At 65.7% G+C, this 13,479-nt stretch carries 11 protein-coding genes; 6 read left to right on the top strand and 5 right to left on the bottom strand.

What is annotated here, in order from left to right; genetic code table 11:
• Positions 1–62: 62 nt before the first annotated feature.
• Positions 63–1,217, bottom strand: a complete 1,155-nt coding sequence (locus HS961_RS17255) for an acyl-CoA dehydrogenase family protein (protein ID WP_182324101.1) — start codon at positions 1,215–1,217, stop codon at positions 63–65.
• A 61-nt stretch (positions 1,218–1,278) separates the two neighbouring features.
• Positions 1,279–2,118 carry an IclR family transcriptional regulator gene (locus HS961_RS17260; protein ID WP_412101605.1) on the bottom strand — a complete coding sequence of 280 codons (840 nt, stop codon included), beginning with the start codon at positions 2,116–2,118 and terminating at the stop codon, positions 1,279–1,281.
• A gap of 126 nt (positions 2,119–2,244) precedes the next feature.
• On the opposite strand from HS961_RS17260, the gene HS961_RS17265 reads away from it, so the two are divergent.
• From HS961_RS17265 to HS961_RS17275, 3 genes are read left to right on the top strand one after another with little or no spacing between them, the layout of a single operon-like run.
• Positions 2,245–3,456, top strand: a complete 1,212-nt coding sequence (locus tag HS961_RS17265) for a CaiB/BaiF CoA transferase family protein (protein WP_182324103.1) — start codon at positions 2,245–2,247, stop codon at positions 3,454–3,456.
• Positions 3,457–3,481: 25 nt separating this feature from the next.
• On the top strand, positions 3,482–4,480 hold the full coding sequence (locus HS961_RS17270) for a YhdH/YhfP family quinone oxidoreductase (RefSeq protein ID WP_182324105.1): 999 nt from the start codon (positions 3,482–3,484) through the stop codon (positions 4,478–4,480).
• Positions 4,481–4,534: 54 nt separating this feature from the next.
• Positions 4,535–4,936: a hypothetical protein gene (locus HS961_RS17275; RefSeq protein WP_182324107.1), complete on the top strand. Its 402-nt coding sequence runs from the start codon at positions 4,535–4,537 to the stop codon at positions 4,934–4,936.
• Between the two features lie 120 nt (positions 4,937–5,056).
• Here HS961_RS17275 and HS961_RS17280 read toward each other — a convergent pair whose 3' ends face one another.
• The 3 genes from HS961_RS17280 to HS961_RS17290 form a co-directional block, all read right to left on the bottom strand.
• On the bottom strand, positions 5,057–6,013 hold the full coding sequence (locus HS961_RS17280; protein ID WP_182324109.1) for a FecR domain-containing protein: 957 nt from the start codon (positions 6,011–6,013) through the stop codon (positions 5,057–5,059).
• A complete protein-coding gene (locus HS961_RS17285; protein ID WP_182324111.1) occupies positions 6,013–6,516 on the bottom strand; it encodes a sigma-70 family RNA polymerase sigma factor in 504 nt (167 codons plus the stop codon). The genes HS961_RS17280 and HS961_RS17285 overlap by 1 nt, the downstream gene beginning before the upstream one ends.
• Positions 6,517–6,640: 124 nt before the next feature.
• On the bottom strand, positions 6,641–7,303 hold the full coding sequence (locus tag HS961_RS17290) for a TetR/AcrR family transcriptional regulator (protein WP_182324113.1): 663 nt from the start codon (positions 7,301–7,303) through the stop codon (positions 6,641–6,643).
• Positions 7,304–7,569: 266 nt separating this feature from the next.
• Between HS961_RS17290 and HS961_RS17295 the strand changes: the two genes are divergently transcribed.
• The 3 genes from HS961_RS17295 (at position 7,570) to HS961_RS17305 (ending at position 13,478) form a co-directional block, all read left to right on the top strand.
• Positions 7,570–8,646: an alcohol dehydrogenase gene (locus HS961_RS17295; RefSeq protein WP_182324115.1), complete on the top strand. Its 1,077-nt coding sequence runs from the start codon at positions 7,570–7,572 to the stop codon at positions 8,644–8,646.
• Positions 8,647–8,671: 25 nt separating this feature from the next.
• On the top strand, positions 8,672–10,102 hold the full coding sequence (locus HS961_RS17300; protein ID WP_182324117.1) for an NAD-dependent succinate-semialdehyde dehydrogenase: 1,431 nt from the start codon (positions 8,672–8,674) through the stop codon (positions 10,100–10,102).
• Positions 10,103–10,196: 94 nt separating this feature from the next.
• Entirely contained in the window at positions 10,197–13,478 is a 3,282-nt protein-coding gene (locus HS961_RS17305; RefSeq protein ID WP_182324119.1) for a carboxyl transferase domain-containing protein, read from the top strand.
• The last annotated feature ends 1 nt before the right edge of the window (position 13,479 follow it).

The following is a 13,479-nucleotide window of genomic DNA, read 5'->3' on the forward strand; positions in this document are numbered from 1 at the left end:
GGATTCCGCTTTTGTCTGTCTGCTCTTGTTCTTGTCTCGATACGCGTCGCGGTGATGGGCGACTAAGCCGACAACGCCGCCATCGTGCGTTTGGCGATATTGGTGATGTGGACCTGGCTGGTGCCCTCATAGAGGCGGAACAGGCGCACATCGCGGTAGAAGCGCTCGGCCACGTTGCCGGCCACATAGCCGCTGCCGCCAAAAATCTGCACGGCCCGGTCGGCCACACGCCCGCAGGCTTCGGATGCAAAGAGCTTGCACATGGAGGCTTCCATGGTTACGTCCTGGCCATCGTCGCGCTTGCGCGCGGTCTCCAGCACCAATGCGCGGGCGGCATGCACGTCGGTATTGCTCTCGGCAATCAGCTGCTGCACCAGCTGGAACTCGCTGATCGGCTGGCCAAACTGCTGGCGGCGCTGCGCTTGCAGGGCCATCTCCTGCACCAGGCGGATGGCGGGCCCGACGCAGAGACCGGCCAGGTTGATGCGCTGCTTGTTGAGGGCGCGCATGGCCGTGCGAAAGCCCTTGCCCTCCAGGCCGCCAACGATGGCGCTTTCATGCACGCGCACCTGGTCCAGCACCACCTCGCCCACGGGCGAACCATGCTGGCCCATCTTGCGCATCGCCGGTGGTGTAGATAGCCCGGGCGTGCCGCGCTCGATCAAAAAAGCGCTGATGCCGTTGGCGCCCTTGCTGCCGGGCTCGGACCGTGCAAACACGGTGAACAGGTTGGCAATCGGCGCATTGGTGATGAAGCACTTGCGCCCGCTGATCACAAAATGCTCGCCATCGCGCACAGCCGTGGTCCGCAACGCGGTGGCGTCCGATCCGGCCTCGGGCTCGGTCAGCGCAAAGCAGCCCGTTACCTCTCCGCTGGCCAGCAGCGGCAGGTATTTATCCTTTTGCGCTTCGGTGCCATCGACCACCAGCGACTCCGACGCAATACCGGTGTTGCCACCAAAGCGCGCGCGGAAGGTGGTCGCTACCTGCGAGACCTCGATATTGACCAGCGCCAGCTCCTCGGTCGTCAGCCCCGCGCCGCCATAGGCCGCTGGGATGCTGTGGCCAAACAAGCCCAGCTCGCGCATGCGCTGCACCACCGGCTCGGGGATCAGGTCCTGCTCATCGACCTGCACCTCGATGGGCTGGCATTCGTTGCGCAGAAAGCTGCGCAGCTCAGCCAGCAGGGCTTCAAACGTCTGGGGGTCTCGGATCATCACGCTTCTTTCTATGGCGGGTGGTGGATCGGCGCTGGCGGCAAGGCTTGGGCGGTGGGCCCTAGCGCATACCCAGCGCCAGCTCCAGTTGAAAAACGGCTTCCTTGAGCAGCGGTGCCACCTCGCGGGTGAGCAGATTCTTCGATGCCCGGTGGGTGGACAAGGTGCAGTTCAGCGCGACGGGCAAGCCACCCAGGTGGGTGCGCACCGGCACGGCAATCGCATGGATCTCCTTGCGCCAGTCGCCCTTGGAGTGGCAGTAGCCCTCGTCCTGGAAGCGCGCTACATCGGCCTGCCAGTTGGGCAGTTGGGCGTCGTACTCGGCGCGGTCCTTGACCTGGAGGTAATTGAGGATGGCGCGCTGCTCGGCCGCCGGGCAGGCCAGGATCAGCGCCCGGCCTATGGCGCTGGACAGCAGCGGGCGGGTGGAGCCGATATCGGGCAGATGCTGGTTGGTGGAATCGGCCCGCACCGAGTCGATATAGACCACCAGATCGCGGTCACGCACCCCCATGTTGACGGTGCAGCCGGTGCTGCGCGCCAGCGACTCCATCAGCGGCTTGGCCGCTTGGCGCACCTGCAGGCTCGCCAACAGCGGGTGGCCCAGCGACAGCACGCCTGGGCCCAGCCGGTACTTTTGCAGCTGGCCATCGCGGCTCAGATAGCCCAGCAAAGTGAGCGTATAGGTCAGCCGCGAGACCGTTGGCTTGGGCAGGCCCGTGCGGTCGGCAATCTCCCGGTTGCCCAGCACCGGGCTGGCCGGCGTGAACGCGCGCAGCACCTCCAGACCGCGTGCCAGATTCATCGAGAACTGGCGGTCTTGCGTGAGGTCATGGGGGCTGACGAGCCCGGGCAGGGAGATGGTGTTCACGGGGCGTTGGGCGGTGGTTCGTGTGGTCATGATTGGGCGGCGGCCTTTCCAGGTCAATCGTTTGAGCCGAGTGTTTCGCTAAGCGAAACATGCTATTGCAGCCGCCAATCCGCTGTGGGACAAAGCGGCTATTGCGCTTACTTCCCCAAGAGCTTTATGACCCACTCATCCACCAACGCGGGCTCGCTGGCCGGCGTCCGCATTCTCGATATGGCCACGGTGCTCGCTGCACCGAGTGGCGCGACGATGTGCGCCGACCATGGCGCCGATGTCGTCAAGCTGGAGCTGCCCGATGGCAACGATGCGCTGCGCCATATGCAGCCCATCAAGAACGGATCGCCGCTGTGGTGGAAGGTGGCCAACCGGGGCAAGCGCGGCATTACGCTAGACGTGCGCAAGCCGCAGGGGCGCGAGCTGCTGCTGGCCATGCTGGCGCAGTTCGATGTGCTGGTGGAGAACTTCCGCACCGGCAGCCTGGACCGCTGGGGCCTGGACATTGCGACCCTGCACCGCGCCAACCCACGCCTTATCGTGGTGCGGCTGACCGGCTTTGGCCAGACGGGCCCCTACAGCGCCCGCGCCGGCTTTGCGCGGGTGTTTGAGGCGATGAGCGGTTTCACCAACCTGACGGCCCCCGTCGGCGGCGCGCCGATGCACAGCAACTACCCCATCGGCGATACGGTGGCCGGCATCTTCTGCGCGTTCTCGATCGCCGCAGAAATGGCCCGCCTGCGTGCCGACCCCGAGGCCCGGGGCGTGGAGGTGGACCTGTCGGCCACCGAGGCGCTGTTCCGCATCCTGGACCCGCTGCCCGTCGAGCATGAACAGCTGGGCCTGGCCCGGCGCGGCGAAGGCAATCTGGCCACCTACACCGCGCCATCCAATATGTACCGCAGTGCCGATGGCGTGTTCTTCTCGATGGTGGCCTCGTCGCAGGCCGTCTGGCTGCGGCTGTGCATAGCCATGGACAAGCCCCAGCTGGCCGAGGACCCGCGTTTTGACAGCCTTCCCCACCGCGTGGCCCATGTGCATGCGCTCGATGCCATCGTCAGCGGCTGGTTTGCCGAGCATGGCTTTGCGCGGATCAGCGAGAAGCTCGAAGCCTGCGAGATCCCGTTCAGCAAGGTCTATGACATCGCCGACATCGAGGCGGACCCGCACTTCCAGGCGCGCGAGACCATCATCCGCCTGCCCGACGCCGACCATGGCAGCCTGCCTGCCCCCTGCATTGTTCCGCGCATCATCGGCCGCGACATGCCTGTGCCCCGCACCGGCCCGGCGCTGGGCGAGCACAACGCCGAGGTTTATGGCGCCTTGGGCATATCGGCTGATGCGCTTGCGCAGTTGCGCGCGCAAGGCGTCGTCTGACCGAACACCTTTTGAGGAGAACTGCATGAACCACTACCAAGCCATGGTCACGCGCAGCGTGGACAAAGCCATCCACTCCCAGATGGAGACCTTGCAGCGCGGCGAACTCGCGCCCGGCGAGGTGCTGGTGCAGGCCCACTATGCGGGCGTCAACTACAAGGACTGTTTGTCGCTGCATGGGGCGGCCAGGATCATCACGCAGTTCCCCCGGGTGGCGGGGATCGAGGTGGTGGGCAAGGTGCTTGAATCGCGCAGCGACCAGTTCCGGCCCGGGGACATGGTGCTCAGCCATGGTTTCCAGCGCGGCATTGATGTGGACGGTGGCTTTGCCGAGCTGGTGCAGGCGCCCGCCGAGCACCTGCAAGCGCTGCCCCCAGGCCTGAGCGCCGAACAGGTCGCCATTCTGGGTGTGCCCGGCTTTACCGCAGCGATGGCGCTGGAGCGGTTTGAAGAACTGGGCCTTAAGCCCGACAGCGGCCTGGTCGCCATCTCGGGCGCAGGCGGTGCCGTGGGCCGGCTGGCCATCCATATGCTGCACCGGGCCGGCTACCGCACGGCAGCCCTCACCCGCAACCTCAGCAACGAAGCGGCACTGCGCGCACTGGGCGCCAGCGAGGTGATCGACATCAGCCAGGTCATCGACTCCAAGCGCCCCATCGAAAAGCCGCAGTTTGCGGCCGGCATCGACAACGTGGGCGGCGCAGTGCTGTCATGGATGCTGCGCTCTCTCAGCGATGGCGGCCTGCTGGCCAGCGTGGGCAATGCCAGCGGCAATACGTTTGACGGCAGCGTGCTGCCCTTCATCATGCGCCGCGCGCAGATGTTCGGCATAGTGGCCAACGCGCCCTGGCCGCAACGGCGCAGGCTGTGGGACAGGCTGGCGGGCGACTGGAGGCCGGACTTTGCTGCGCTGCAGCCGGATGTGCGATTTATCCCGCCGGATGAGCTGTTGGTGCATGCGAGGCGGCAGCTGGAGGGTGGGACCAGTGGGCGTACGGTGGTGAGGTTTGGGGCGGCGGCATAAGCTGTTACCGAGCCTCCGTAGAATGGTTGATTTCACGGAGTGCTTGGATCTGCGATGAAGGTAGTAGCGCGAAAGGTATTTCCAGAGGTTCGGCTTCCGGCTGGTGAGACCGATGTTTTCGACATTCGTCGCACAGGCGCGTCGCTGGAGATCGTCGTGAAAAATCTGGTGGACGACACCGTCACTCTGCACATTTCGTTCCCACACTACGAAGCGCTGTTGGAGACCGATGAAGGCAACCACAGCGCCTACTGGTGCAGCGGACAATTCAAAGACGGCATCGTCTATGAAATTGCAGCGGGCGGCCTTCTTTCGCGCGAGCAAGCCATGCCAGGTCTACTCACCTCAGCTGCAGCACTGCCCGATGTTCGCGAATGGTTTATCGCAACCTGCGGATGTTGCGTCACGGTGGTCTCAAGCACGCAGCCGTCATACCAGCTACACACGCAGCGATAAACGTGGCAGCCTGATCCCCTCTGCACCTAAACGCTGCGGGTTTTCAACCCTGCCCACCGACGGCTGAGCCGTGGATAGGCGACCCATGGTGTATGCATGTCCCGGCATGCAACCACCCCGCTAACGCCCCACCACCCTCACCTGCCCATTCCCCAACCGCTCAATCCGCACCGGCAGCGACTGCGCCAGCAGCGCCAGGCTGGCGTCCGTATCCTTGAGCGACAGGGCGCCCGATAGCCGCAGCTGGGCAACGGCGGGGTCGCAGTGCAGGCGGCCTGTGCGGTAGCGGCCGATCTCGGCGACGACGTCGGCCAAGGGCATGTTCTTGGCCAGCAGCATGCCCTGCTCCCACAGCGCCGCGCTGGCTTGCACATCGGTTTGCGGGCCGATGCTCGTGGTGCTGAAGTCGGCGGTATGCCCCTCTTGCAGCAGCTGGGTGGCGCCTTGTTGGTTGGTGATGGCGACGGCGTGGCTGAATACCGCTACGCGGCTGGTGTCGGCATCGACCCGGCGCACGCTAAAGCGCGTGCCCAGCGCCTGCACGGTGCCTTGGCGTGTCTCCACGACAAAGGGACGGTAGCTGGGCGATGGGTCGGCATGCGTGGTGATTAAAATCTCGCCGCCCAGCAGCCGCACCCGGCGCTCTTGGGCGCTGAAATGGATGGCTACCGCGCTGGCGGTGTTGAGCGTCAGGGTGGAGCCATCGGGCAGCAACATGGAGCGCGATTGTCCCACTGCCGTGGCCTCGTCGGCCGCCCAATCGCGCCACTGCAGCTCTCGCCATGCCAGCCACCCTGCTGGGGCTGCCACCAACAGGCCCCCCAGCATGGCCAGGCTTTTTCGGCGGTCGGGGCGCTGCACGCTGCGCAGCGTCTGCTGGCAAATCTCTGGTGGCACCTGCGCAAATACGCCCAGCATCGATTCGGCCTTGTGCCAGGCCGCTTCATGCGCGGGACTTTGGCTGCGCCACTGTTCAAAACTTGCCTGTTCCTTGGCGCTGGGCGCTTCGTAGCGCAGCACGATGAGCCAGTCGGCCGCTTCGCTCAGCAAGGTGTTTTGCGCGGCAACCCCCGCCATCAAACAGCCTCCAGGCAGAGCACCAGGGCCTTGTGGATATGGCGGCGCACGGTGATCACGGGCATGGCAACCTGCTCCGAGATCTGTTGCAAAGTCAGTCCATCGAGCTGGGCCAGCAAAAACACCTGGCGGGTCTGCGGCGCCAAGCCGGCCAATAGCCGGTCGATCTGCACCAGCGCTTCGATGACCTGCAGCTGCGTCTCGGGCGACGGGGCATGCGGCTCGGGCAAGGCCTGCAGGGTCTCCAGGTAGGCCCGCTCTATCTCGCGCCGGCGCCACAAATCAACCACCAGCCCCTTGGCGACATGGGTCAAAAAGGCACGCGGTTCATCAGCAGCATCCACATTGCGGGGCGACACCATGAGCCGAATGAAGGTGTCATGGGCCAGGTCGGCCGCGTCGCCTGCATTGCCCAGACGGCGCCGCAGCCAGGACTGCAGCCAGGCGTGGTGGTTTTTGTAGAGCGCTTCGATGGGCGAAGCCGAATATCCGGGAGATGCCATGCGATGTCCGCGCCCTGGTGCAACAGTGAATAGTTGAGAATGACTCTCAATTATATTCAAATGTAAAGACCGTCTTTACGCAGGATATTCGCGCGGGGCCCGCGCCACAGGTCGGTGCGGTGGCTCAGCGATGCGGCGCAAGCGGCTCGGGCAGCACATACGCACCTGTCCAGCCCACCAGGCGCAAGGCCATTTGCGTCATCTCTTCGCACAGAGCCTCAATGGACAGCTTGCCGTTGGGCTGGTACCAGCGGTGCGTCCACTGCACCATGCCGCTGATGGCGAACGCCGTCACCTTGGGGTTGCCGACCTGGAAAACACCGGCCTCCACGCCTTTGACGATGAGCCGCGTCACCAGCGCATCAAAGCCGTGGTACTTGCTGCGGATATCGCTGATTTTTTCCGGGCTCAGGCTTTTCTCTTCTTCAAGCAGGATGACGGAGAAAGTGCTCAGCTCGATCTTGCGGCGCGTGTAGGTGTCGATAAAAAACTCGAAGCGCCGCACCGGGTCCTGGTCCTCCAGCTGCTCGCACTGGCTCACCGCCTCGTACAGGCCGGAAAACACCTTGTCGAAAAGCCGCTCCAGCAGCTCGTGCTTGGACTTGAAGCGCTTGTAGATAAAGGGCTTGGTCACGCCAATCGATGCCGCTATGTCGTCGAGTGTCGCGCTCTTGAAGCCGCGCTTGTAGAACAGCTCGGCAGCGGCATTGATGATCAAGGTGTCCTTGTACTCCTGGATCTGGTTTTTGGCATCGGCTGCGCTGGTGTCGGTGGGTTGAAGCTGCACTGCTGAATGTCTCCTGGTGGGCGTGGGGGCTGCGGTGGCGATGCACGCCACGGCAGCCAGCTCGCAAAACGCATGGCCCCAGCATAGTGGAAAGGCGGGGGGTTTTGCAGCAGATGCCATCAAGCGGCCATGCGTGAAATCCCCAATAGTACCAATCGATACTGATCAGTATCTTTGGGCTTTTCCAACGCGCTGCAGCGTTTTGAGGCCCATGCCCCAGCGACGCGCCAGCAGCCACTGAGCCCTTAGATACAGGAGACAAGCGCATGTCGAACGCAACCGCCACCTCCGGCGAACAGCTGAGTTACCAGGTCGTCGATTTTGGCCAACCGCTGCAACTGGCGCGCCGCGCCATTGCGGCGCCGCAAGGCAGCGAGGTGCTGGTGCGCATCAGCGCCTGCGGCGTCTGCCACAGCGATCTGCACATGGCCGAGGGCTTTTTTGACCTGGGCGATGGCCGCCACTTCGGCCTGGAAAAAGTGCTCAAGCCGCCCCGCACCTTGGGCCATGAGATCGTCGGCACCGTGGCCGCCAACGGGCCCGATGCCCGAGGCGCGCTGGGCCGCTCGGTGATCGTCTTCCCCTGGATTGGCTGCGGCCAGTGCGCGCTTTGCGCCCGAGGTGATGAACACATGTGCGCCCGCCCCGAGAGCCTGGGCACCACGCGGGATGGCGGCTTCAGCACCCATGTGCGCGTGCCCCATTCGCGCTACCTGATCGACCATGCCGGCATTGACGCCGCCTTTGCCGCCACCTTGGCCTGCTCGGGGCTGACGGCCTACTCCGCCCTGAAAAAAGTGGCGCCAGCGACCGAGCAGGCACCGCTGGTCATCATCGGCGCGGGCGGCGTGGGCCTGTCTGCCGTGGCCTTGGCCAAGGCCATGCACGGGCTGGGGCCCATCGTGGTCGATATCGATCCGGCCAAGCGCCAGGCCGCGCTGGATGCTGGCGCCAGCCGTGTGGTGGACCCGGCCGAGGCGGATGTCGCCAAGACCCTGGCACGCTCCAGCGCCGAAGGCGTATCGGCCGTGCTCGATTTTGTTGGCTCCACACGCACCTTCGAGTTTGCCAATGCCGTCGTCGGCAAGGGCGGAAAGATCCTCATCGTGGGCCTGTTTGGTGGCAGCGCCAGCATCCAGCTGCCGCTGATCCCCATGCGCGCCATCTCCATCGGCGGCTCCTATGTGGGCTCGCTGGCCGAGCTGCGCGAGCTGGTGGCACTGGCCCAGCAAGGGGTGTTGCCGTCCCTGCCACTCAGCAGCCGCCCGCTGGGCGATGTACAGACCGTGCTGGACGAGTTGCGTGCCGGCAAGGTGACCGGACGCGCCATTTTGCAAAGCTGAAGCCAGAAAGAACCAGGAGCACCGCATGAACTACCAAGTCCAATTGCTGATCGACGGCCAGTGGCGCGACAGCAGCAGCCAGGAATGGCTGGACATCACCAACCCCGCCGATGAAAGCAGCATTGGCCGCGTGGCCAAGGCCAGCCGCACCGACCTGGATGCCGCGCTGGCTGCCGCCCAGACCGGCTTTGCCGCCTGGCGCAAGACCTCGGTAATGGAGCGATCGACGTATCTGCGCAAGGCCGCCGCGCTGGTGCGCGAGCATGCCGAAGAAATGGCGCTGATGCTGGTGCATGAGCAAGGCAAGCGCCTGACGGAAGCGCGCATCGAGCTGTCAGGCGCCAGCGAGGTGCTGGAATGGTTTGCCGAAGAGGCGCGCCGCTGCTACGGCAGCATGATCCCGCCACGCTCGCCCGAGCTGCGCCAGTATGTGCAGCATGAGCCCGTGGGCCCGGTGGCGGCGTTCACGCCCTGGAACTTCCCGATCAACCAGGCCGTGCGCAAGATAGCCGCCGCACTGGCTGCCGGCTGCTCGATCATCGTCAAGGGCTCGGAAGAAACCCCCGTGGCGCTGGCCCGCTTTATCCAGGTGCTGGAGCAGGCCGGCCTGCCCGCAGGCGTGCTCGGCCTGGTCTATGGCGTGCCCGGTGATATCTCCGAGCACCTGATTGCCTCGCCCGTGGTGCGCAAGATCTCGTTCACTGGCTCGACCTCGGTGGGCAAGCTGCTGAGCGCGCAAGCGGGCGCTGCGATGAAGCGTGTCTCGATGGAGCTGGGCGGCCATGCGCCTGCCATCGTTTGCGACGACGCCGACCTGGCGCGCAACCTCAAACTCCTGGGCGTGCAGAAGTTCTGGAACGCCGGCCAGGCCTGCATTTCGCCCTCGCGCTTTCTGGTGCAGGCGCCCTTGTATGACGAGGCCATTGCCGGTTTTCAGCGCATTGCCGAAGGCTATGTGATGGGCAATGGCCTGGACAAGGCCACCCGCATGGGCCCGCTGGCCAACCCACGCCGCGTGGCCGCCATGCAGGCGCTGGTGGATGACGCGGTGGCCAAGGGCGCCCGTGTGGTGACGGGCGGCAAGGCGCCGGATGGCAAGGGCTACTTTTTTGCACCCACGGTGCTGGCCGATGTGCCGCAGGATGCGCGCATCTTCAACGAAGAGCCCTTTGGCCCGATTGCCGCGTTTGCCCGCTTTGACAGCGATGCCCAGGCGCTGCAAGAGGCCAACCGCCTGCCCTGGGGCCTGGCCGCCTATGTGTTCACCGGCTCGGCCACGCGCGGCGAGTGGTTCAAGAATGAGATCGAAAGCGGCCTGGTTGGCATCAATTCGATCGCGATGGGCTACCCCGAGCAGCCGTTTGGTGGCGTCAAGGATTCGGGCTATGCCAGCGAGGGCGGCGCCGATGCGTTGGCCTTCTACCTCAGCAGCAAGTTCGTCAGCCAGACCATCTGAGCGCGCAGGCCGGCGCCCATCCGCTGCCGGCCTGATGCCGGCCCGCTGCCGCGCCGATGCGGGCCAGTGTGATCGAAGAGAGAGAAGGATTTCCATGCACAAGGTATTGATCGCCAACCGGGGGGAGATTGCGGTGCGCATTGCGCGCACGGCCGCAGACCGGGGCATCGCAAGCGTTGCCGTCTACGCCAGCGACGATGCAGCCAGCCTGCACCGCCGCAGCGCCGACCAGGCACGCGCGCTGGGCGCTCAGGGCGCGGCCGCCTATCTGAACGGCGCGCACCTGATCGAGATTGCCCACCAGGAAGGTTGCGATGCCATCCACCCCGGCTATGGCTTCTTGAGCGAGAACGCGGCCTTTGCGCAGGCTTGCACCGCAGCCGGCCTGCGCTTTATCGGCCCCTCGCTCCAGGCGCTGGAGACCTTTGGCGACAAGGCCCAGGCGCGCGCCTTGGCCCAGCGTGAGCAGGTGCCGGTGGCGCAAGGCACGCAAAGCGCCACCAGCCTGGCGCAGGCCCAGGCCTTTATGCAGCAGCTGGGCGGGCCGGTGATGCTCAAGGCTTTGGCGGGCGGCGGTGGGCGAGGTATGCGCGCAGTGATGCATGCCGCAGACCTGGCCGCAGCCTTTGACCGCTGCAGCTCCGAGGCCCTGAGCGCCTTTGGCCGCAGCGATCTGTATGTCGAGCAGCTCATCGGCGGTGCACGCCATATCGAAGTGCAGATCGTGGGCGACGGCAGCGGCGCGGTGCAGCACCTGTTTGAGCGCGATTGCACTTTGCAGCGCCGCCACCAAAAGCTGCTGGAGATAGCGCCCAGCCCCTTCATCAGCCCCGCGCTACGTGCGCAGCTGGTGCAGCATGCCTGTCGCCTGGGCGCCGCAATGCACTACCAAGGCCTGGGCACGGTGGAGTTTTTGGTGGACAGCCGCAGCGGCCAGTACATCTTTATCGAATGCAACCCGCGCCTGCAGGTGGAACACACCATCACCGAGGCCATCACCGGGCTGGACCTGGTGGCGCTGCAGTTTGCGCTGGCCGATGGCGCCAGCCTGCAGGACCTGGGCCTGGACCAGGCACTGCCGCTGCCCCGCCAGTTTGCGCTGCAGGCACGTGTGAACATGGAAAGCATGCAGCCCGATGCCCAGGCCCTGCCCACCGGCGGCACCCTGACACGCTTTGAGCCGCCCACCGGCCCGGGCGTGCGCGTGGACAGCTTTGGCTATACCGGCTACGAGACCTCGGGCAACTATGACTCCTTGCTGGCCAAGGTGATCGTCAGCGGGCCCAGCCAGTTCGAGGTGCTCTGCGCCAAGGCCGATCGCGCTCTGGCCGAGTTCCATATCCAGGGGGTGGAGACCAACCTGGACTACCTGCGTGCACTGCTGCGCGACGCGCAGCTGCTGCGAGGCGAGATCGACACCACCTATGTGGAGCGCCAAGGCCCGGCGCTGCATGCGGCTGCCACGGCGCTGGCAGCACAGCGCCAGCCTGGTCCGCAGGGCGCCGGCCAGCACGCCGTGCCATCCAACAGCAGCGACGAGCCCGCACTGCCCGAAGGCGCACATGCGGTGCGCGCTGCGATGCGCGGTCGCTTGATTGCGCTGGAGACCGATGCCCATAGCGTGCAGGCCAAGGGCACATCAGTGGCGGTGCTGGAGGCCATGAAACTGGAGCACAGCGTGGCCTTGGGCCAGGGTGGCCGCTTTGTAGCGCGCAGCGCGCTGCTGGGCGAGGTGGTGGCCACGGGCACCCTGCTGGGCTGGGTGCTGCCCGATGCATCGGCCGATGCACTGGCCAGCGAACAGCAGCAGGCCGACCTGGATGCGATCCGCCCCGATCTGGCCAAGGTGCTGCAGCGCCAGCAAGGCTTGATGGATGCGGCCCGGCCCGAAGCGGTGGCCAAGCGCCGGCGCCACGGCAAGAACACCGCACGTGAGAACCTGGAGCAGCTGCTGGATGCCGGCAGCTTTGTCGAATATGGCGGCCTGACCCTGGCGATGCAGCGCGGCCGCCGCAGCGAGGAAGAGCTGATCCGCCTCAGCCCGGCGGACGGCACCATCACCGGCCTGGGCCGCATCAACGGTATGCAGTTTGGGCCTGAGCAATCGCGCTGCGCAGTGATGGCCTATGACTACACGGTGTTTGCCGGCACGCAGGGCTTTATGGCCCACCGCAAGATGGACCGCATCGTGCACACCAGCGAACGCCTGGGCCTGCCCTTTGTTTTGTTTGCCGAAGGCGGCGGCGGCCGGCCGGGCGACACCGACTATGTGGGTGTATCGGGGCTGGAGTTCACCACCTTCACGCACATGGCGCGGCTGTCGGGCAAGGTGCCGACGATTGGCGTGGTTTCGGGCCGCTGCTTTGCCGGCAATGCCGCCCTGCTGGGCTGCTGCGATGTGATCATCGCCACGCAGGACGCCAGCATCGGCATGGCCGGGCCGGCAATGATTGAGGGCGGTGGTTTGGGCGTGGTGGCGGCAGATGAGGTGGGCCCGGCGAGCGTGCAGACGCGCAATGGCGTGATCGACCTGCTGGCCCGCGACGAGACCGAGGCCGTGGCCCTGGCCCAGACCTACCTGGGCTTTGTGCAGGGCAAGCTGCCGCCCGGCGAACATGCCGACCAGCGCCTGCTGCGCGCGCTGGTGCCCGAGAACCGGGTCAAGGGCTACGACATCCGTGCCGTGGTGCAGACCCTGTTTGACAGTGGCAGCTTTCTGGAACTGCGCGCCCAGTTTGGCCGCAGCGTGGTCACCGGTTTTGCGCGGCTGGAGGGCCAGGCCGTGGGCGTGCTGGCCAACGATGGCAGCCACCTGGGCGGCGCGCTCGATGCCAACAGCGCCGACAAGATATCGCGCTTTCTGGAGCTCTGCGACAACTATGGCCTGCCGGTCGTGTCGCTGTGCGATACGCCGGGCTTCATGGTCGGCCCGGAGAGCGAAAAGGCCGCAGCGGTGCGGCACTTTGCCCGCATCTTTGTGACGGCCAGCCACATCAAGGTGCCGGTGCTGGCGATTGTGCTGCGCAAGGCCTATGGCCTGGGCGCGCAGGCCATGCTGGGCGGCAACCTGTTTGTGCCGGTAGCCACGGTCGCCTGGCCCACCGGCGAGCTGGGGCCCATGGGCATCGAAGGCTCCGTGCGCCTGGCTTACCGGCGCGAGCTGGAAGCACTGGAGGACGCTGCTGAGAAGGCCGCCTACTTCCAGGCCAAGACCGACGAGATCTATGCCCAGGGCAAGGCGCTGAACGTGGCCAGCTACAACGAGATCGACGATGTGATCGACCCGGCGCAGACCCGCGACTGGCTGGCCAGCATGCTCGCCAGCCTGCCAGCGGCCAGCCCGGGGCGAGCGGCATCGGGCGTATCGCCCTGGTAGG

The sequence above is a fragment of the Comamonas piscis genome, assembly GCF_014109725.1.
GTDB classification, from domain to species: Bacteria; Pseudomonadota; Gammaproteobacteria; order Burkholderiales; family Burkholderiaceae_C; genus Comamonas; species Comamonas piscis.

What these genes read in the sequence shown, in the direction of transcription:
- HS961_RS17280 (WP_182324109.1), bottom strand. Translation starts at nt 6,013, where the DNA reads ATGGCGGGGGTTGCCGCGCAAAACACCTTGCTGAGCGAAGCGGCCGAC.
- HS961_RS17255 (WP_182324101.1), bottom strand. Translation starts at nt 1,217, where the DNA reads ATGATCCGAGACCCCCAGACGTTTGAAGCCCTGCTGGCTGAGCTGCGC.
- HS961_RS17295 (WP_182324115.1), top strand. Translation starts at nt 7,570, where the DNA reads ATGTCGAACGCAACCGCCACCTCCGGCGAACAGCTGAGTTACCAGGTC.
- HS961_RS17270 (WP_182324105.1), top strand. Translation starts at nt 3,482, where the DNA reads ATGAACCACTACCAAGCCATGGTCACGCGCAGCGTGGACAAAGCCATC.
- HS961_RS17300 (WP_182324117.1), top strand. Translation starts at nt 8,672, where the DNA reads ATGAACTACCAAGTCCAATTGCTGATCGACGGCCAGTGGCGCGACAGC.
- HS961_RS17265 (WP_182324103.1), top strand. Translation starts at nt 2,245, where the DNA reads ATGACCCACTCATCCACCAACGCGGGCTCGCTGGCCGGCGTCCGCATT.
- HS961_RS17275 (WP_182324107.1), top strand. Translation starts at nt 4,535, where the DNA reads ATGAAGGTAGTAGCGCGAAAGGTATTTCCAGAGGTTCGGCTTCCGGCT.
- HS961_RS17285 (WP_182324111.1), bottom strand. Translation starts at nt 6,516, where the DNA reads ATGGCATCTCCCGGATATTCGGCTTCGCCCATCGAAGCGCTCTACAAA.
- HS961_RS17260 (WP_412101605.1), bottom strand. Translation starts at nt 2,118, where the DNA reads ATGACCACACGAACCACCGCCCAACGCCCCGTGAACACCATCTCCCTG.
- HS961_RS17305 (WP_182324119.1), top strand. Translation starts at nt 10,197, where the DNA reads ATGCACAAGGTATTGATCGCCAACCGGGGGGAGATTGCGGTGCGCATT.